Source organism: Pelagibius sp. 7325 (genome assembly GCF_037652055.1).
In the GTDB taxonomy this organism is placed as follows: Bacteria; Pseudomonadota; Alphaproteobacteria; order Kiloniellales; family Kiloniellaceae; genus Pelagibius.
The window spans coordinates 1-18,944 of the sequence record NZ_JBBKAH010000005.1 but is presented as its reverse complement, the minus strand read 5'-3'; the positions used below and the strand labels follow the sequence as shown (position 1 = coordinate 18,944).

Below are 18,944 nucleotides of genomic sequence, written 5' to 3'. Positions count from 1 at the left end.
GCCGGGATGAGCGTACTGGCGGTCTATCTGGCGCGGCTGGTGCTGGTGCGCTTCGCGCTGCTGCTGGTCGGCCTGACGGCGTTCCTGCTGGCGCTGGACCTGATGGCCAATGCCGAAGCGGTGCTGTCGGAAGGGGACAGCGCCTTTCTGTTGGCCCGCTATGCCGTGTTGCGCGCTTCGATCGTTGCTTCGGACATGATCAAGATCGCCGCCTTGCTGGCCGGCCTGCTGAGCTTCGCCACGATGATCCGCCACGGCGAACTGGTTGCGGCCTGGAACGCCGGTGTCTCACAGGTCGGACTCTTTCGTCACCTGCTGCCGGCAGCGCTGCTCATCGGCGGCCTGCAGTTCGTGATTGACGACATCGCCGTTCCCTTCAGCGTCGATGCGCTGAAGGCGTGGGGGGTAGCCGACTACAGGCCCGGCCGCGATGGCAATTCTCGCGGGAAGATCACCTGGATCCACGTCGGCGACGATATCGTCCGCGTGCCGACGGCGAACATCGTGGGCAGCAGCCTCAGTGACTTCGCCATCTTCCAGCGCGATCCGGAGGGCACGCTGCTCGCACGCCTGGATGTCGCTTCCGCGCAGTACCGGAACGGCAGCTGGGAGCTCAATGACATCACCGTAACCACCAGCGGCAACGGCGCGCGACACCACGAGGCGAGACGCGACTGGCCGATCCGCCTGAACCCCGACAGCTTGGCGCACCTCAGCAGCCATCCGCGCCAACTGTCCTTCGGGCAGACCCTGCGGTTTGCCGGCGGTGACGGGCAGGGCACCTTCGCGCCCTACGTCTACCAGACCTGGCTGTACGAGAAGCTGAGCGCCTGCCTGGTGCCCCTGCTCATGCTGCTTCTCAGTGCCGCCCTGGCGCAGCGCACCCAGCGCGCCGGCCATGTCGAGCTCATTTACCTCTTCGGCGCCATCATCGGCTTCGCCTTTTTCATCTTCAATGGTGTTGCGCTGGCGATGGGTGAGGTCGGGATGCTGCCGCCGCTCTTCGCCAGCCTGTCGCCGGTCATCGCCTTCACCGCGGTCGCCGCCAGCGTCATCTTCTGGCATGAGCTGAAGCCCCGTCCGGCATGAGCGGGCCGGTTGCGATACCCTGCGTCCAGGACCGGCGATCTTCGGCCCGGCTCTACTTGACAAGCCGCGGGTGGGCCGACTAATGGAGCACGGCCTGCCCGCCGCGGTGCCGGGCCCTTCCCGCGCGTTCTCCGACCAAGAGAGAGACCTTGTGCGCTGATTCCGCTTCTCGTCCCCGATTTGCCTGCATTGTCGGCGACAGCGCGCCCGGAAGTTCCCTGCAGGTATGGTGCGGCAGCGCCGCCGACCGACTGCGTCGCGGCCTAGCCCGTGCAGGCGTGGTGAACATGGTCGAGGAAGGTGCTCTGGGCGGCCTCGACGGGTCTGTGATCCTACTGCGCGCCGACGTAGTGGTCGACGGGCCGCTGCTGCAGGCGCTGCTGCGCGCGCCGGGCGCGGTGCTGCTGTCCAACGGCGAGCCGGCGGGCCTGCCGGTCGCGGCGCACGCGCCGGCCGGGCAGGCGGCTGCGGCTGCCGAGGTTTTGCGGGCGGGCGGCAAGGCGGCGCTGCCCGACGGCTTGCGCGCCGTCACCAGCGGCGATCTCGGCGCCTCCTACTGGGAAGCGTTGCGCAAGCGCGAGGAGCCCTATGCGCTGCTCCTGCGGCCGGAGGCGCTGAAGCGTATCGAGTGGCGCATGTTCATGGGCACCTACAAAGGTGCCACTGACGTGGTGACCAAGTATCTCTGGCCGCGCCCGGCATTCCACGCCACCAAACTCTGCGCGCGTGTCGGGATCACGCCGAACCAGGTGACCGCGCTCAGTCTTGTGCTGGTGATCGCCGCCTTCTGGTGGTTCTGGCAGGGCGACTGGCTGCCCGGCCTTCTGGCGGCCTGGGGCATGACCTTCCTCGACACGGTGGACGGCAAGCTCGCACGCATTACCCTGCAGTCCAGCAAGTGGGGCAACGTCTTCGACCACGGCATCGACCTCATCCATCCACCGTTCTGGTACTGGGCCTGGGCGGTCGGCCTGCAGACGGGGCCGCACGTCTTGGCGAGCGAGTACATGCTGCTCATGCTCGCGGTCATCGTCGCCGGCTACGTGTTGCAGCGGGTGATCGAGGGGATCGCGATCTGGCGCCTGGGCCTGGAGATCCACGTGTGGCGGCGCATCGACACCTGGTTCCGCCTGATTACGGCGCGGCGCAATCCCAACCTCCTGCTGCTGACGGTGTTCACCGCCCTCGGACGGCCCGATCTCGGCTTCGCCGCCGTGGCGCTGTGGACCGCGGTCTGCCTGCTGCTGCATGTCCTGCAGTTGCTGCAGGGCCTTGCGGCGGCCAGGCGCGGCAAGCTGCGTTCCTGGCTGGCGGGTCCGGCGTGATGATGGCGGGCAGCGGTGCGCGCATCGGGGTCATCACCAATCCGGGTAGCCAGCGCAACAAGCAGGGCCTCGCCGAGATGAAACGCCTGCTCGACGGGGTGCCCGGAACGCATCATGTGGTGCTCGACAGGATCACCAACATTCCCGCGATCCTCGCCGACTTCGCGCGCGAGGGGGTTACGGTCCTGGCGGTCGCCGGCGGCGACGGGACGGTACAGGCGGTGCTGACTGAGCTCTATGGGCAGCGTCCCTTCGCCAAGGCCCCGATGCTGGCGGTGGTGCCGCGCGGCATGACCAATATGATCGCCGCCGATGTCGGCCTGAAGGGGGGACTGAAAGGCTTGCGGCGCATGCTGGAGGCTTCGCCGGCGGCCCTGGCGGAGTCGGCGGTGCCTCGCCGCATCCTGCGCACAGAGAACGTCCTGAACCGCCCGCCGCAATACGGTATGTTCTTCGGCGGCGCCGGGATCTGCCGCGCCATCGATGCCTGCCGCAGCAAGGTTCACCCCTTGAAGCTGGAGGCCGAGACGGCGGCAGCGGTGACGCTCGCCGGCCTTCTCGGCGGCTGGCTGCTCGGGCGCCGCAAGCAGCCCGGCGAGGCCGGCAGGATCTTCTACGGGGACCGCATCACCATGCGTTTCGACGGCGCGCAGAGCGAGACGGTGGAAAGCCTCATCATCCTGGCGACGACGCTGGACAGGCTCATCCTGCACAGCCGGCCGTTCTGGGGTGGCGGGGAAGGGCACCTGCGCTTCACCGCCATCGCCTATCCGCCCAAGGGGCTGCTGCGCTACGCCCTGCGCACCCTCTACGGCGGAGAGCACCGCCGGCTGCCTGGAGACAGCTACCTCAGCCGCACGGTGGAACGCGTCGCCCTGGCGATGGACTGCCCCTTCACCCTGGACGGCGAGATGTTCCAGCCCACGCCCGGCAAGGAGCTCGTCCTGACGGCGGCCGACGAAGCCCGCTTCGTGCGGTTGTAGCCGCCATGGCCCGCGGCGGTACGAACGACCCGCTCACGTCGCTGCGACGCAAGGAACTCGCCTTGCCGGTGGCCGCACCGATCGCCGCAATCACCGAGGCGGCGCGGCAGCGCCATGGCGCTGCGGTGGCGGCGGTTCTTTTCTACGGGTCCTGCCTGCGTCTCGGCAACGATGAAGGCAAGATCGTCGATCTCTACGTGCTGGTGGACGGCTACGCCGCGGCTTACGGAGCCGGCCTGCGGGCGGCGCTGAATTGGCTGCTGCCGCCCAATGTCTTTTATCTCGAGGCGCCCTTCGAGGGCCGCACCGTGCGCGCCAAGTATGCCGTTGTGTCGCTGGCAGACTTCGCCAAGGGAGCTTCCGGTGGCTGGTTCCATCCCTATCTGTGGGCACGCTTCGCGCAGCCCTGCCGCCTCAGCTACTGCCGTGACGGGGCTGTGCGCGAGACGATGGCGGATGCGCTCGCGGGATCTGTGACGAAATGCGTGAGGGAAGGGTTGGCGCTGGTCGGCGAGCGCTTTTCCGTCCGTGACCTCTGGGTCGCGCTGTTCCGCCAGACCTACGGTACCGAGCTGCGTGCCGAGCCGCCTGCGCGTGCCGGTGAGATCTACGACGCCAACGCGGCGCACTACGAAAAAATCTCGGCGGCGGTCCTGGCCGGGCAGGGCGCCGTTCAGGCAGCGGAAGCGGGGCGCTGGCGGCAAGGGCAACGTCCGCCGGCCAGCGGCGGCAAATGGCTGGCGCGTCGCGTGCTGGGCAAGCTTCTGTCGGTCGCCCGGCTGATGAAGGCGGCCTTCACGTTCCAGGACGGCGCCCACTACCTGCTGTGGAAGATCGAGCGGCATTCGGGCGTCACGATCACGCTGACGCCCTGGCAGCGCCGCCATCCGATCCTGGCCTCGACGGTGCTGTTCTGGCGCCTCTATCGCAAGGGCGCCTTCCGCTGATTTCGTCTACTCTGCCGCGGATTGCGTGTCGCGCCAGTCCTTGAGGGCGCGGTGCGCCTGCTCGAAGACCTCGCAGACGCGCCGCACCTGGGCCGACGTATGGGCGGCCGAGAGGCTGCAGCGCAGCAGGCAGGAGCCGTCGGGCGTCCCCGGCGGCAGGGCGAGGTTCACGTAGACTCCGGCGTTGATCAGCGCATTCCACATGAAGACGGCCGATTCCTCGTCGCGCAGGCGCACGGCGATGATGGGGCTGGCCTCAGCGCAGATCTCGAAGCCGAGGTCGGAGAGACCCTTGTAGAGCGCGCGTGCGTTGTCCCACAGCTGCAGGCGCAGGCCCGGCTGTGCCTTGATCTTCTTCAGGGTGGCCCGCGCGGTCGCGATGCTGGAGGGCGACGAAGAGGCCGTGAACATGTAGGGCCGGCTGGTGAAGCGCAGCCGCTCGAATGCCGGGTTGTCGGACGCCCCGAAGCCACCGACCGCGCCAAGGCTCTTGGAGAAGGTGCCGACCACGTAGTCGACGTCCTGCTCGACGTTGTAGGCCTCGGCGATGCCGCGCCCGTTGTCGCCGAACACGCCCAGCGAGTGTGCCTCGTCGACCAGCAACTCGACGCCGTGGCGGCGCTTTACGTCGACGAACTCGTCGAGCGGGGCCTGGTCGCCCAGAATGGAGTAGATGCCCTCGACGATTACCAACTTGCTGGTGTTGTCGTCCTTCAGGCGCGCGAGGCGCTTATCCAGGTCGGCCGGCGAATTGTGGCGGAAACGGATGAGCGTGGCGCCGCTGAGACGGCAGCCGTCGTAGATGCTGGCGTGGGAATCGGCATCCAGCAGGATCGTGTCCTTGGGTCCTGCGAGGCCGGCAATAATGCCCAGGTTCGCCTGATAGCCGGTCGGAAACACCATGGCCGCCTTGCGGCCGAGGAAGCCGGCGATGTCCTGCTCCAGGTCGCGGTGGCTGGAGTAGGTGCCGTTGGCGATGCGCGAGCCGGTGGTGCCGGTGCCTTCGCGGCGCACCGCCTCCACAGTCGCCTCGACGCAGTCAGAATCGAAGGTCAGGCCCAGGTAGTTGTTGGTGCCGACCAGGATGACCTCGCGGCCGTCAATGATGGCCTCGGTGGCGGAGACGATGCGGTCCATGCAGATGTTGAAAGGGTCGCGTCCGGCGGCGATCAAGCGGTCGTGGCGGGCGTTCACCTGGTTGTATTTGTCAAAGAGACTCATAGCGTTAGCCCTTGCTCAATTGCGCAAGAACGACGTCGACCAGATCTTGCAGGTTGTTCACGTCCGGCAGCAGACTGATGGGAACGTCGATTTCGAAGCGGTCTTCGATCTCCATCACCAGGTTCATGGCGGCGACCGAGTCCATCATCAGGTCGGCCGAGAGGTCCGTATCAGGCGTGATCGCGATGTCCTTCGGGTTGAAGGGCTGGAGGAGCTGCACAATCTCCTCTTGGACCTTATCGGCAGTCCACTGCATGTTGCTTCCTCATCGTCAGTCCGCCCCCATTGGACGGGCCGTTTTCCTCTGTGCGCGGGCGGTCCCCGCCGGATCGCGGCCACAGGACTCCGCGCTGGTTCGGTCAAAGCCAGCCAGCAGCCTTATACCATGCGGCTGTTCGGGAAAAACCCTCGTCCAGGCCTACAGCCGGCGACCAGGAAATGCAATCACTCAGCAGGTTGTGGCGGCAGACCCAGTCGGGATGGGCGATTTCGTTGACCTTGCCTTGGGAGAGGATGGCCGGGCGCCCGGTCACGGCTGCCCCCAGGGTGCCGAGCGCGGCGGCCGCCCGCTGCACCGCCCGCGGCACCGGCAACGCCCGGACGCGCCGGCGGAATTGGCGCTCGGCCACGGCCAGAATATCGTCCCAGCCGTAGCCCGCCGCCCTGGCGTCGTGCAGTTCCATGACCCGTCCGGAGGGCAGGGCCTGCGTCAGCAGTGCCGCGACCGCCTCGGCGAGGTCCTCCACGTAGAGCATGGAGAAGCGGCCGTCACCGGCCGGACGCAGCACCAGGCCGCGGGCGAACTGCCGGAACAGCGGCAGGGTCGCCCGGTCGCCCGGTCCGTAGATCACCGGCGGGCGCAGCACCTGCCAGGCCAGACGGTCGCCCTCGGCCCGCAGCACGTCCTCGGCTGCCCGCTTGCTGGCGGCATAGCCGGAGATTTGCGGCTCGCGGGCGGCGAGGGAGGAGATCAGCACGAAACGCCTGACTCCGGCGGCGCCGGCGGCGCGCAGCAGACGGGCGGTGCCCTGCGCATTGATCCGGTGAAACTCGGCGTCGCTGCGGGCGGCGACAAGGCCCGCGCAGTGCACCACCGTGTCGGCGCCGGTCACCAGGGCGGCGAGGGCCGTTTCGGATTCCAGATCGCCGGTCACCGTGGTCGCTGCGCAAGTTTCCGGCAGGGCGCCGGCCCGGCGCGCCAGGGCACGAACTCGCCAGCCCGCTGCGGCGAGCCGGCGCAGGATGTGACCGCCGACGAAACCGGTGCCGCCGGTCAGCGCGACGCAGCCCGGAGGGGCCGGCGATGCGGCGGGTGGTGGGGAAGGGCTGGTCACGGTGCGGACGGGTAGGGCTCGCGCGGGACCCGCCCGGCGCTGGCGGGCGCGCGGAGACTAGCTGCGCTGTTCGGAGTAGGCCGGGGCGGGATTGTCGCGCTCCGCGTAAGCGAGGTTGAGGTCGCAGATCTCTCCGGTGATGTAGTCCTGCTTCACTGCCGAGCGGCTGAGCTTGCCGGAAGAGGTGAATTTCAGCGTCTTCGGCGGCACCAGCACGACGCGGCAGTCGGCGCCGCAGGCACGGCGCACCGTCGCCGCCACGCGCTTGCGCAGGTCTTCCCGCGCGGTGGCATCGTGCAGGCGGCACTGCAGCACCACGATCATGCGTTCGTGACCGTCGGTTTCGATGACAGAGAAGCAGGCGACGTCGCTGCCGCGGACGTCGTCCAGGGCTTCGACCGCCCATTCCACGTCCTGCGGCCAGATGTTGAGGCCGTTGAGGATCACCAGGTCCTTGCGGCGGCCAGTGACCACCAGGCGACCGTCGACCATATAGCCGAGATCGCCGGTATCGAGCCAGCCGTCCGGCGTGGTGACCGCCGCGGTGGCCGCGGGATCGTTGTAATAGCCATCCATCACGCTGGGCCCGCGCACGACGATGCGGCCGACATTGTGGTCGCCCAGGGGCGCGTTGGTTTCGCTGCGCACCTCGACTTCGTGGCCGGGCATCGGCGCGCCGCAGATAACGAAGGAGCGGGCTGCCCTGGCCTTGGCGTGGCCATTCGCTTTGCCGTTGGCTCTGGCGTTGACGGAACCGTTGACCGGCGAAACGTTGCCGGTATGGGTGTAATGTTCCTGGTCGATGCGGTCGACCTCGATGCCTTTGCCGAGCGGCGCGAAGGTGACGGCCAGGGTTGATTCCGCCAGGCCGTAGCTCGGCAGGAAAGCCTTGGGAGAGAAGCCGGTCACCGCGAATGTTTCGGTGAAGCGCTCGAGGATTTCCGCGCGCACCATCTCGCCGCCGATGCCGGCGGCCCGCCAGCGCCTGAGGTCGATGGTCTTGGCCGAGCCGTTCAGGCCGCGGGTGGCGCAGAGCTCGTAGCCGAAGGTGGGGCTGAAGGAGATCGTGCCGCCGTATTGGGAGATCAGCTTCAGCCAGGTCAGCGGGCGCAGGGCGAAGCTCTTGGTCGCCAAGTAGTCAATGGTGACCTGGCTCAGCATCGGCGTCAGGCAAAAGCCGACCAGGCCCATGTCGTGATAGAGCGGCAGCCACGAGGTCGCCCGGTCGCCGGGGCGCAGGTGCAGGCCGTGCTGGCCGATGCCGCGCGCGTTGCTGGTGATCGAGCGCTGCGAGACGAAGACGCCGCGCGGCAGGCTGGTGCTGCCGGAGGAGTACTGGATGTAGCAGGCCTCGGTCTTGGCGAAGGGGCGCAACTCGCCGCCCTCGGCTGGTAGGGCATAGAAGTCATCCGGCGTGCCGACCATCTTCAGGCCGCGCGCCGCTTCTTTCAGGTAGTGCAGCAGGTCGGCGGGGGCGACGGCAATTTCGGCGCCGGCCTTGGCCAGCATGCTGCGCAGGCGTTCGACGTAGGCGTCGTGGCCGCCCAGGTGGATGGTCAGCGGCAGAGGTACGGGGATGAGGCCGGCGTACTGGCAGCCGTAGAAGAAAATCAGGAAGTCGGGGCTGGTTTCGGCGACCAGGGCGACGCGCGTGCCACGCGCGATGCCGGCACGCGCGAAGCGCTGCGCCAGGGCGATGGCGCGGTCACGCATTTCCCGGTAGGTGAGCGCTGTTTGCAGTTCGCCGCGCGGGGAGAAGAAATTGCACCCGGTTTCCCCTTTGGCGGCGTAGTCCAACCCCTCGACCAGAGTTTCGAATTCTGCAATGCGAAATGACAGGTTGCTGTTGTTTGATGCCGTAGCACTTGGCATTAATCGATCCCTAGCTTACCTACTTCGGTTCTCATCCGCGCTCTCTTGGGGGTCGGCCAGCGCGCCCGACGCTGACTGCGGTAGCCGCTCTTCTTGGTCTTTGCGAGCTTCCGGCGTGTTCCCCGAACGAATCGCCCGTTCAAGCAAGTGCCTTAAAATTTACACATTGGCGTCGTAAAAAGCACTGCGGAATTTGATCCGACAGTCCTATGACACTTGAGCGATGTCTTGAAAACGTCAAAGAGAACATTCGCCCCAGGTTTTCCGACCGCTCCGCTCCCAACATTGCCTGTCAAGTCGCGGTCCCGGCGACGACCACGGAGGCGGACATACATGCTGAATCCGAGATGTACGACAGAAGCAGTGGCGGATCAATCGAGAGGTAGCATCAAGACCTGACCAGAAGCTGACGGCCTTTCCGGCGCCCGGCGAAGGTCCAGCGACCTGCGGGATATGGGGGGTAACGAGGAATTTGCAAGCAATCCCGCGACATTTCGACCACCGGCCGCGGCAATCGCGCCGTGCTTGAACGCCCCGCAGGCAAGCCCGAGCGGTGCGAACTAAGCCTTTGTAATAAATCGTAACAATTTGTTATCCATAAAATCCAGCCGCGCGGCTCGGTTTTGCAGCCACGGGCTGATCGCGGCCGGCGTTTCCTCGCGCAGGCAGTGTCGGAGTCTCGGTCCGGTTTTTGGCCCTCGCGGCACCGAGCCAATCGGCGCAGGCTGTCCGCTGGAGGAGAGGAGCCGGCCCGGCGTCCGGCGTCCGCAAGTCACTTGCCCGCGCCCGGCGGAGGCGGGGAAGCAGCGGCTATTCTGCAATTGTGAATTGCATGTGAGCCCCAGGCCTCACTATTGTGTGGATAAGTAAAAAAAGCGGCCCGCCAACGAGCAAAAATCGAGGCCGCGCAAGGGAGGAAGTAACGCGATGCTCTTCTTGATTGTCGACGACCACCCCTTGGTATGTTCGGCCCTCGACGGCATGCTGAGGACGGCCTTCGAACCCTGCGATCTGCTGCAGGCTCATTCCGCCGGCGAGGCGCTGGAGACGGTGCGGCGGCTCGAAGATATCGATCTGGTGCTGCTGGACCTGAAGTTGCCCGATGTCGAGGGCTTCCAGGGCTTGGTGCAGTTGCGTCAGGAGGCCCCGAGGATTCCCATTCTGGTGCTTTCCGGCCTGGAAGACGTGCGCCTGGCACAACTGGCCCAAAGTTATGGCGCCCTCGGCTACGTCAGCAAGAAATCGAGCGCCGCCGAGATCGTTTCGGCAGTGCGCGAAGTGCTGGCGGGCAATACGGCCTTCGGCGGGGTCTCGGTGCCATATGAGCCGGAGGAGCTGGCGGAGAGCGATCAGGTCTCGCGGGTGATCGGCACCCTGACCCCGCAGCAGACCACGGTGCTGCGCCTGCTCGGCGAAGGGTTGCTGAACAAGCAGATCGCCTACGAACTGTCGATCAGCGAATCGACAGTGAAGGCGCACGTCTCGGCCATTCTGAAGAAACTCGAGGTGTCCTCGCGGATGCAGGCGGTGCTGCTGGCGCAGCGCGGCATGCTCGGTCAGCCTTCGGTGCCAATGGCCAGCTCGGCGGGCGTCTTCGCCTCTGCCGACAGGTGAGAAAGATACGCGCGTAGCTGCGCCGGCTTCATCGGCTTTGAGAAATACTCGATCCCCTTGGCCTTGGCGCGCTCCTTCACTTCGCGCGACTGGTCGGCGGTCACCAGAATGCCCGGCACATCGCGGCCCAGGCGTTCACGCAGCAGGATGATGGCGTCTATGCCGTCGATCTCGCCGTCGAGGTGCAGATCGGCGACAATCGCCATCGGCTTCAAGGCGTTGCGCTGCGCGATTTCCAGCAGCGCGGGATAGGAGGGCGCACGCACGCTGGCCAGATTCCAGTAGTCGAACAGGGTCGTCATGGCATCGGCGACGCCGGCGTCATTCTCCAGCAAGAACAGCGGCCCGTCGCCGAACGGCACGGCGGGCCCGACCGCCGCGGTGCTGTTTCTGTCTTCGGTCTCGGCATTGCGGGCGGCGGCCTCCAGTCCGGCGCGTGCCTCGGCCGGCAGCAGCGACACCGTCACCGAGAAGCATGATCCGCGCCCGACGTGGGAGGTGAGGCCGATCTGGTGACCCAGGAGGTCGGCCGCCCGCTTTACGATGGCGAGGCCCAAGCCGAGCCCGGTGGTGCGCGTACCCGGCGGGTTGGCCCGGCGGAACTCCTCGAAGATCGCCAGGTGGTTCTCCGCCGCGATGCCGGGGCCGCTGTCATGGATCTCGATCGACAGGTTGTCGCCGCAGCGCCGCGCGCCGATCAGGATCGAACCGCTGTCGGTGTACTTCAGGGCGTTGGACAGCAGATTCTGCACGATGCGGCGCAGGAGTTGCGCGTCCGAGCGAACCACCGCCGAGCAACCGACACGGCGCAGCCGCAGGCCCTTCTGCCGTGCCAGCGCGCCGAACTCGGCTTCCAGAGTCTCGAACAGGTCGCCGACGCTGACGGCGGCGATGCGCGGGTGATAGCCGCCGGCATCCATCTTTGAGATGTCCAGCAGGGTGCTGAGCAGCGCCTCGGTCGACTGGAAGGCCTTGGCGATGTTGTCGAGCAGGGGACGCGCGCCCGAGGCGACCAGCGGAGATACCTCCAGCGCCGAGAGGTAGAGCCGCGCGGCGTTCAGCGGCTGCAGGAGGTCGTGGCTGGCCGCTGCGAGGAAGCGGGTCTTGCCCAGGTTCGCCGCCTCTGCCGCCTTGCGGGCGCGTTCCAGGTCGGCGGCGGTCTGCTCGTGGCGGCGTACCTCGTCCTGCAGGATCTCGTTCAGGCGGCGCAGTTCGTGGGTGCGCTCGTCGACGCGCTTTTCCAGCTCTTCCTTGCTCTGCTCCAGCAGCTTGGCGGCTTTGATCTGGGCCGAGATGTCGGTCATGGTCACGACGAAGCTGTCGTCGGGCATGGTGCGGAAGTTCGCGGCGACGAAGCGCCGGCCACGGTAGGAGAGCTCGATGCGCAGCGGCAGGCGCTTCTTTACGACGCCGATCCACTCGTAGATCTCGCGGCGGCGCTCCTTGGGCACTTCCGCGCCATAGCGCCAGACTTCACGTGCCAGGTCCTTCAGGCGCATGCCAGCGTGCATGCCGGCGTAGGGCAGGTTCAGCAGCATGGCCGCCTGCGAGTTCCACGCCACCAGCTTCCGCTCGGCGTCGAACACCACAACGCCCTGGGCGATGTTGGCTACGGTGGTCGCCAGCAGGCCGGATTGTTCGGCCACTTTGGCGAGGCGCCGGGTTTCCTCCAGGCGGCGGAAGTGGGTGATCTCGGTGACGATGGTCACTCTGCCGCCATCGTTGGTGGCGCGCTCGCTGATCTGAATCCAGCGGCCGTCGCTTAGCAGCTGCTGGAACTGGCAGGACTTGCGGCGGTGATACTCGTTGCGCGAGGTGATCCAGGCTTCGGGATCGGTCACCGCCTCGACGATGACGCCGGCTTCCGCCGCCGCCTGGATCATGTCCTTGAAGTGGGTGCCGGGCTTCAGCAGGGACGCAAGAGCCGGGAAGAAGTCATGGTATTTGCGATTGCACAGCACGATACGGTCGTTGCTGTCGTAGAGGATGAAGCCCTCGCCGATGGCGTCGATCGCCTGCTGCAGCTGCTGGCGCGCGATCTTGGCCTCGCTCATGGCGCGGGCGAGCCGCTGGATGCGCTTTTCCACGCTGGTTTCCATCTCGGCAACCGACTGGAAAAGCTTGTAGGCGTTGCCGGTGAAGTCGTGACTGCGGTCGACCTGGCGGATGAGCGCGTCGCGTACGGTCTTCAGCTTGGCGTTCTCACGCTCCAGTTCGGCGACGCGCGCTTCCAGTTCCGCCGCCGTCGGGCGGGTGAGCTGGACCGCGCTCATTCGATATCTCCCTCAGCGCCGCCACTGAGCTCGGTGCCGATAGCCAGCCCGGTCAGGGTCTGGCTGAGGTGCAGAAAGCGGTACTGCTCGCCGTAGGTGTTGAAGCCAATCATGTTGTAACGCGCGAAGATCGGTAGCAGGTTCTCCTTGATGTTGAGGCGTTCGGCCTCGAGGCGGCGCAGAATGCAGTCGAAGCACAGCACCGTGTCCAGCTTGCCGATGCGCTCGGTGATGCGCTCCATATTCTGCACCAGGTTGTCGCGCATGTCCTCCGGGTGGGCGAGGGTCAGCACGATCCCTTCGTCGACGGCGCAGTAGAAATGCAGGGCGCCTTCGCGGTCGGCCTGCTGGATGGCGCGCACGTGGTATTCGCCGCCGATGCGCACCAGCATCGGATTGGCGGCGAAGACCTCCGGCGTCAGATCGTCGGGGGTCACGCCGATGAGGCGCGCATATTCCTCGGCCGCCGGCTCGGCATTCAGTGACCACACGATGCGGCGCTCCGGGTCGGCCGAGGTGACGACGATCTTCTGCTCCGTCGGGCTGAAGTGCTCGAACTTGAAGACCTCCATCTGGCGGCTGGAGGCACCGATCACCACGAGAGCGGAATCCTCCAGGACCTCGCCGTTGAAGAAGATCTGCGTGGTGTCGAAATTCAGGTTGTCGCCGGCCGAGGCGCCGAAGATCGGCACCTCGTCGAGCGCGGCATAAGTGCTGGCGGCGATCTCCTCCTCGCGGCGCGACAGGCCGTCGACCAGCAGCATGGCGAAGAAGTTCTCGCGCTCCGGTTCCAGCTTGCGCAGCAGGCGGAAGTAGGCGGCTTCGATGGCTTCGCCACCCTGCGCCATCGAGTAGGTGCGCAGCGAGGTGAGCAGGCAGGTCTCGAAGCTGAAGGCGGAACGGTCGAAGGCGATGGCGATGGAGCCGTCGGCTTCGTAGCTCTCCCGCGTCAGGCTGCCGGCGGTGGTGCAGCCGACAAGCGGAACGCCGGGATAGGCCGCAGACAGCGGGGCGACGATGTCCTCGTAGGGCAGGTTGGACGAGACGAAGACGGTGATCAGCGCCGGATCGCAATCGGTGATACCGGCATTCAGCTCCTCGATCACCCGAGCCGGATTGCGCGCGGCGGACCAGGCGCGGGCGATCGCCGGGCGGGCTCCGGTATCCGGGCGGCCTCCCTCAGGAGGCACGGACGACCGTTCGGCTGTGCCCGGATCGGCGCCGTCGCGGTCGGTTTCAAGCGTTGCCATAGGGTCATCCCCTGGCTGTTCTTCCCTGTGAGCGGCCATCTGCGCGGCCTTCTGCACGCCCGATGCTAGCATATCCCGGCTGGACGCCAGGGGTTTTTGCAGGCCGCTGGTGATCGGCGGCCGCCCCGCAACCCTCAGATTCTAAAGGAAGCAGCGGACCTCGGCTTCGACCTGGGCGCGGCGCAGCCGGTCGATGGTCCCCTTGGCAAAGGGCGTTTCGCGGAACAGCGCCATTTTCTCGCCACCCCCGGCGACCTGGCGCATGCGCAGCACGGTCTCGGCCATGGAATAGTCCTCATAGCTGAGCAGCGAGGCCAGCACGTCGATGGAGCAGGAGCACTGGCGCAGCGCCTCGGCGGTATTGTTGTTGGCCGCCATGCAGGCCAGCACGTAGTCGGCGATCACTTCCGTCGGATAGTCGTTGGCGCTGCGCGCCGGGGAGGCGCAGACGACGGCGGCGGCGAGCGGCAGGGCCAATAGGATGTTTCTCATTTCCGCACCTCGCGCAGCCGGTAGGTCTCGCGCAGCAGCACGCCCTGGCCGTCGCCGGCTGGTGTTTCGGCACCAACCTCATAGACGCCGCCGGGGACCTCATCGGAGATGATGACGTGATAGCTCTTGTCGGCAAATTCCCGCAGGCGCGCCCGGTTGGGATCGTCGGCAAAGGGCCGGAAGGTAATCTCGCTGGCGGCACGGTCCTTGCCGTCGAATCGGATGCTGATCGGCTTCACGCTGTCCGGGTCGGGTGTTTGCAGCACGCGCCGGATGGCATTGCGGAAGTAGTGCTGGCTGCCGCCGGTTCCGTTGCTCAGCTGCGTCGCGTCGCGCTGGAAGAAGATCAGCAGGATCGGGTTCACCGCGGCGGCGGACAGCGGACCGATCTGCAGATTGCGGGTCCGCGGGAAAAGGGTGGCGGCGACGTCGTAGCCGCGCGCGCCGCCGGTATCGGCCGCGCTGTGGCGGGTGAAGTCCAGGACCACGTCGTCGTCGAAGGGCTGCTCCATCATGGTCCCTTCGAAATGGTAGTCGAACACCAGGACGGTCTTGTCGGGCAGGCCGGCCAGATGGTCGGTGCCGTAGATGCCGGCGGCGGGCGAGCCGGCCACCAGACCTTCCAGGCCGTCGCCGGCGGCGTGCGCCGGAGCGGCCACGAGAGCCAGAATCGCCAGAACGGGGAGCAGGCGGCGGCGCCAGGTCCGCATGGTCAGTCCTCCACGAAGAAGTAAATGGTGCGCCCCAGGGCGAAGGCGCGCTGTTCGAGCAGCACCGGCTGCTCGCAGAGATAGGTCATCGACTTCTCCCGCTCGTCGAAGATTCGAAGGTCCCAGGTCAGCATTTCCCTGAGTTCGTTGTCGGAGGCTTCGCCGCTGCCGTCTCTCAGCTTCGCGCGGGTCTCGCGGATACGCTCGGCCAGTTGGCGCTGGCGCTGGGCGAAGCGCTTGATCCCGGCGATGATCGAGGCGCGGTCCTGGTTGATGACGTACAGGGTGCGGCCAAAAAGCGCTGTCAGCTTGGCGTTGACGGCATCCTTGGCCTGCGCCTCGGCGAAGTCCTCGACCAGCTTTTCGGTCTCGTTCAACGGCGTGCGCCGCGCTGCCAGCCGGGCGGCGAGGCGGCTGACCTCGATGTCGCCCTGCCAGGTGGCCGCGTCGGGCTCCGGGCCGGCCCAGACCTGCGCGGCGGAGATGCGCGGCACCAGGCGCTGGATGCAGGGCCAGTCAGGATCGTCGGACGCTGCAGCCCGCGCGGCGGCGGGCAGAAGCGTGAGCAACGCAAGACAGAGGGTGGCCGGAATCCGCAACAAATACCTCACTTCACGTTGATGGTGACCACGGTGCCCTTTTCCTTCAAGCCTTTGGCATAGAGCTCGTAGGTGCCCGGGCGGATCGGCACGAAGAACAGCTCGGCTTCGCCCTCATCTTCGAACTCGATCTCGTAGATCGAGTTGGCCTTGATCTCCAGCCCGCCGGCCTCGACCTTGCGCAGCCAGATGTAGTCGAAGAAGTCCGGCGCCACGATGGCGTATTCCTTCACGCCTGAAGACTTGATGAGCAGGCTGTAGGCCTTGCCGGTCTCCAGGTTGTATTCCTTCACCGAGACATTGTAGCCGATCTGATCGGTGCCCAGAACGAGCTCTTCCAGCTCTTCCGGCTGGGTGGCGAGGTAGCCCTCGGCATGGCCCTTGTTCGGGCACAGCGCGACGATGCCGGCGGCGGAGAATACAACGGCGGCCAGGGCGGCGAACCGGAAGGCGGCGGGTGCGGTTCTTTTCGACATTCTCTTATCGGTCTCCAGAGCAAGATGATGACGGGTCACGGCTTGATGGCGATGCCCCAGGGATAGCTGCCGACGGGGATCGACTTGCGCGCCCTGTCGCGCTCCACGTCGATCAAGGTGATGTCGTTGCTGACGCCGTTGGAGGTGAACAGCTGCTTCTCGTCCGGGCTGAGGGCCAGCTGCCAGACACGCTGTCCGACCAGGACGTAGTCGAGCACCTCGTAGCTCTGGGCATCGATGACGGCGACCCTGTTGGCCGGACCGAGGGCGACATAGGCCTTGCTGCGGTCCGTCAGGATGCGCACGCCGACCGGCTGCAGCGCCTCCGGCTGCAGGCCCGGCACGGAAAAGGAGATCTTCTTCTTGATCTCCAAGCTCTGGGCATCGATGACGCTGACTGTTCCGCCGATCTCCGCCGAGACCCAGACTTCCGCACCGTCGGCGGTAAACTCGGCGATGCGGGGACGCTGATCGACCAGTACGTTGCCCGTGATCTGAAGCGTATCGGCGTCGATGAAGTGCGCCATGTTGGTGGTCTCGGAGGTGTTCACGATGGTCTTGCCGTCGGGGCTGACGCCCATGCCCTCCGGCTCGACACCGACCGGGATCTCCGCGATGGCTTCGCCGGCTTCGAGATCGATCACCGTGACCAGGTTGTCGTCCTCGTTGGCGGCGTAGAGGCGCTTGCCGTCCGGCGAGATCACCATCAGTTCGGGATCGGGGCCGGAGGGCAGGGTGCCGATGATCTTCAGCGTCTCGGTATCGAGAATCTCGATGTGGTCGTCGTCGCTGGCGCAGATGTAGAGATAGCGATGGTCCTTGGAGAGGGCGATGCCGCGCGGTCGGTTGCCGACGTCGACCGTGGCCGTCACCTCCAGGCTGTCGCCGTCGATGACGGTGATCGAGTTGCCTTTCTCGTTGGAGACGTAGAGGGTCATCGCCTCGGCCGCCGGCACGGCGGGCAAGGCTGCCGCCAAGGTTGCGGCCGCAATGGTTTGCGTCAGTCTTGTTCGCATGGATCGCTGTCTCCCATCCGGGGTCATTGCAGGGCGCAATCGCTTTCGGGTTCGTCGTAGCCCAGGCTGTCCAGCGGCGTGCGCTGGTGCAGGAAGCCGTCCTGCGGCGACACCGAGACCATGACACGTTTATTCACCAGCAGGACGGGCTGGCGCATCTGCTGGTTCCACGGGCGGAAAGACAGGCCGACGCCCTTGAAGCCGCCCAGCGCGAAGTCCGGGCTGCGCAGGTAGGTGCGCAATGTCGGGATGTCGCCGCTGCCGGTGCGCGTCACCGCCTCGCCGATGGCGCGCACGCCCAGCCAGGCACCGTAGTCGCGCTCTTCCATCCAGCGTCCGGCGATCTCCGTGAAGCGGCGCTGGAACTGGGTCGATCCCCACTGTTCCTGCGCCCGGTGCCAGGACATCGGCACCAGACCGTGGGTGCCGGCGACCGGGCGCGGCGCGTAGGTGTTGAAGGGCAGGTACTCGCCGAAGATCTCTTGCTCGTCGACGGCAACCATGACGTCGTAATCGTCATCGGCCGACTGAGTTGCCAGAGGCATCTGACGCTGCACCTGGATGTGGCCGCTGTCGGTGCGTCGGGCGATGGGGTCGTAGGCATAGCTGTCCTCGGTGACGATCTCGGCGCCGAATTTTTTGGCCGCCCGGCGGATCGCCTCGCCATAGGCCATGTCGCCCTCGGTCGAGCCGGCGAAGAGAAAGATCTCCGGCCACTTCTTCCACACCAGGAACTGCACCAGGGCGTCGGCGCGCATGGCGCGGCTCAGCGCGGTGTGAAAGACCGGCGCGAAGCAGGTGGTGGTGCGCAGGTCGTCGTCGCCGACGCGGCCGTTGAAGATGAGCGTCTCGGCGGCACTGGGCTGCTGCGCGATGGCGAGCAGGTCAGCGCGTGCCAGATCGGCGATGAAGAGCTTGCGGCCGGCGGCAAGCTGCTCGGCGAAGGTTGCTGCGACATCGCCGTCGGCGGGCACCGTCACCTCGACCAGCTCGTAATTGTGGCCCAGGAAGCTGCCGGTGGTCTGGTTGTCTTTGATTGCCAGGCGCGCGCCCCAGACGCCCGGATCCGCGACCACCGGATCGACGAAAGCCAGCGGCAGGCGCGGTTCCTCGGCGCGCGTCAGGAACACGATGGGCAGATCGAGTGCGGCGGCAAGGGCGGCGCCGGAACGGGGGCCAGGAAGCGGCACCGCCAGCACGGCCAGGATGAAACCGGCGGTGGCAAGTAATCTCGTCAGCAAAAGTCCTCCCGCTCTCCCGCTGCGGTCTGCCGCCGCCTGTTCTATGGGAGATGCTGCGAGCGATTATCAGCGAAGCAGGGGGGACGCCAAATAGGCCTAAAGTGCTATAGGCAAAGAAGACTTGTGAAAGAGGCGAGCGGCGGTCGTCGACTGATGCAGCAGTCCGCTCGATCGGTGCCGAGCGTGCATACCCCTGCACGCCAACCTCAACCCGCGGCTGATCGTCCCCTGTGCGCCCAAGGAGTGCTGCGCGACCCGTTCCGCCGCCCTTGAGGTTACCCCCAATGCAGCGCAGCGAGACCACCCCAGGGCGTACTTTAGGACTATGGAGAGCGCACCCGCGTTTCCCGTAAAAACAAGGGGATCGGTCGGCGAAGAACGGCCGTCGGTCGATGCGTTGGACGATTGTGACTCAAAGGACAGTGGGGAGACGTCGGTTATGGATGTACGGGCAGCGGTGGCGATTGCGGCGGGCAAGCCGCTGGAGGTGACGACGGTGCAG

17 protein-coding genes are annotated in these 18,944 nt (G+C 66.5%); 5 read left to right on the top strand and 12 right to left on the bottom strand.

Features of this window, described 5'->3' with window-relative positions; all coding sequences use genetic code 11:
• Positions 1 to 6: 6 nt before the first annotated feature.
• The 4 genes from WDC82_RS15080 to WDC82_RS15065 all read left to right on the top strand — a co-directional run bounded on the left by WDC82_RS15080 (position 7) and on the right by WDC82_RS15065 (position 4,344).
• The gene (locus WDC82_RS15080; RefSeq protein WP_340118174.1) at positions 7 to 1,089 is read left to right on the top strand and encodes an LptF/LptG family permease; all 1,083 of its coding nucleotides are present in this window, start codon (positions 7 to 9) and stop codon (positions 1,087 to 1,089) included.
• A gap of 287 nt (positions 1,090 to 1,376) precedes the next feature.
• Entirely contained in the window at positions 1,377 to 2,414 is a 1,038-nt protein-coding gene (locus WDC82_RS15075) for a CDP-alcohol phosphatidyltransferase family protein (RefSeq protein WP_340118173.1), read from the top strand.
• Positions 2,414 to 3,397, top strand: a complete 984-nt coding sequence (locus tag WDC82_RS15070; protein WP_340118172.1) for a diacylglycerol kinase family protein — start codon at positions 2,414 to 2,416, stop codon at positions 3,395 to 3,397. The genes WDC82_RS15075 and WDC82_RS15070 overlap by 1 nt, the downstream gene beginning before the upstream one ends.
• 5 nt (positions 3,398 to 3,402) lie before the next feature.
• On the top strand, positions 3,403 to 4,344 hold the full coding sequence (locus WDC82_RS15065) for a hypothetical protein (RefSeq protein ID WP_340118171.1): 942 nt from the start codon (positions 3,403 to 3,405) through the stop codon (positions 4,342 to 4,344).
• Positions 4,345 to 4,350: 6 nt separating this feature from the next.
• On the opposite strand, the gene WDC82_RS15060 is transcribed toward WDC82_RS15065, so the two are convergent.
• The 4 genes from WDC82_RS15060 to WDC82_RS15045 all read right to left on the bottom strand — a co-directional run bounded on the left by WDC82_RS15060 (position 4,351) and on the right by WDC82_RS15045 (position 8,771).
• Positions 4,351 to 5,565 (bottom strand): aminotransferase class I/II-fold pyridoxal phosphate-dependent enzyme, encoded by a 1,215-nt coding sequence (locus WDC82_RS15060; RefSeq protein ID WP_340118170.1) that lies wholly within the window; start codon positions 5,563 to 5,565, stop codon positions 4,351 to 4,353.
• A 4-nt stretch (positions 5,566 to 5,569) separates the two neighbouring features.
• Complete coding sequence (locus WDC82_RS15055) at positions 5,570 to 5,785, bottom strand: acyl carrier protein (protein ID WP_340118169.1); 216 nt, start codon at positions 5,783 to 5,785, stop codon at positions 5,570 to 5,572.
• Between the two features lie 139 nt (positions 5,786 to 5,924).
• Complete coding sequence (locus WDC82_RS15050) at positions 5,925 to 6,899, bottom strand: NAD-dependent epimerase/dehydratase family protein (RefSeq protein WP_340118168.1); 975 nt, start codon at positions 6,897 to 6,899, stop codon at positions 5,925 to 5,927.
• A gap of 57 nt (positions 6,900 to 6,956) precedes the next feature.
• On the bottom strand, positions 6,957 to 8,771 hold the full coding sequence (locus tag WDC82_RS15045; RefSeq protein ID WP_340118167.1) for a fatty acyl-AMP ligase: 1,815 nt from the start codon (positions 8,769 to 8,771) through the stop codon (positions 6,957 to 6,959).
• A gap of 927 nt (positions 8,772 to 9,698) precedes the next feature.
• Here WDC82_RS15045 and WDC82_RS15040 point away from each other — a divergent pair.
• Positions 9,699 to 10,385 carry a response regulator transcription factor gene (locus tag WDC82_RS15040; RefSeq protein ID WP_340118166.1) on the top strand — a complete coding sequence of 229 codons (687 nt, stop codon included), beginning with the start codon at positions 9,699 to 9,701 and terminating at the stop codon, positions 10,383 to 10,385.
• Here WDC82_RS15040 and WDC82_RS15035 read toward each other — a convergent pair.
• From WDC82_RS15035 to WDC82_RS15000, 8 genes are all read right to left on the bottom strand, one after another.
• On the bottom strand, positions 10,328 to 12,658 hold the full coding sequence (locus WDC82_RS15035) for a PAS-domain containing protein (protein ID WP_340118165.1): 2,331 nt from the start codon (positions 12,656 to 12,658) through the stop codon (positions 10,328 to 10,330). The two genes, WDC82_RS15040 and WDC82_RS15035, sit on opposite strands and share 58 nt — an antisense overlap.
• Positions 12,655 to 13,908 (bottom strand): FIST N-terminal domain-containing protein, encoded by a 1,254-nt coding sequence (locus WDC82_RS15030; protein WP_340118164.1) that lies wholly within the window; start codon positions 13,906 to 13,908, stop codon positions 12,655 to 12,657. Before WDC82_RS15030 ends, WDC82_RS15035 begins: the two co-directional genes overlap by 4 nt.
• Before the next feature lie 141 nt (positions 13,909 to 14,049).
• On the bottom strand, positions 14,050 to 14,400 hold the full coding sequence (locus WDC82_RS15025) for a hypothetical protein (RefSeq protein ID WP_340118163.1): 351 nt from the start codon (positions 14,398 to 14,400) through the stop codon (positions 14,050 to 14,052).
• Positions 14,397 to 15,110, bottom strand: a complete 714-nt coding sequence (locus tag WDC82_RS15020) for a hypothetical protein (RefSeq protein WP_340118162.1) — start codon at positions 15,108 to 15,110, stop codon at positions 14,397 to 14,399. Before WDC82_RS15020 ends, WDC82_RS15025 begins: the two co-directional genes overlap by 4 nt.
• A gap of 2 nt (positions 15,111 to 15,112) precedes the next feature.
• Positions 15,113 to 15,709 carry a hypothetical protein gene (locus tag WDC82_RS15015; RefSeq protein WP_340118161.1) on the bottom strand — a complete coding sequence of 199 codons (597 nt, stop codon included), beginning with the start codon at positions 15,707 to 15,709 and terminating at the stop codon, positions 15,113 to 15,115.
• An 8-nt stretch (positions 15,710 to 15,717) separates the two neighbouring features.
• Positions 15,718 to 16,185 carry a hypothetical protein gene (locus WDC82_RS15010; RefSeq protein WP_340118160.1) on the bottom strand — a complete coding sequence of 156 codons (468 nt, stop codon included), beginning with the start codon at positions 16,183 to 16,185 and terminating at the stop codon, positions 15,718 to 15,720.
• Positions 16,186 to 16,220: 35 nt separating this feature from the next.
• A complete protein-coding gene (locus WDC82_RS15005; RefSeq protein ID WP_340118159.1) occupies positions 16,221 to 17,201 on the bottom strand; it encodes a PQQ-dependent catabolism-associated beta-propeller protein in 981 nt (326 codons plus the stop codon).
• 23 nt (positions 17,202 to 17,224) lie between these two features.
• Positions 17,225 to 18,442, bottom strand: coding sequence for an ABC transporter substrate-binding protein (locus WDC82_RS15000; RefSeq protein ID WP_340118158.1), 1,218 nt, complete (start codon positions 18,440 to 18,442; stop codon positions 17,225 to 17,227).
• Between the last annotated feature and the right edge of the window lie 502 nt (positions 18,443 to 18,944).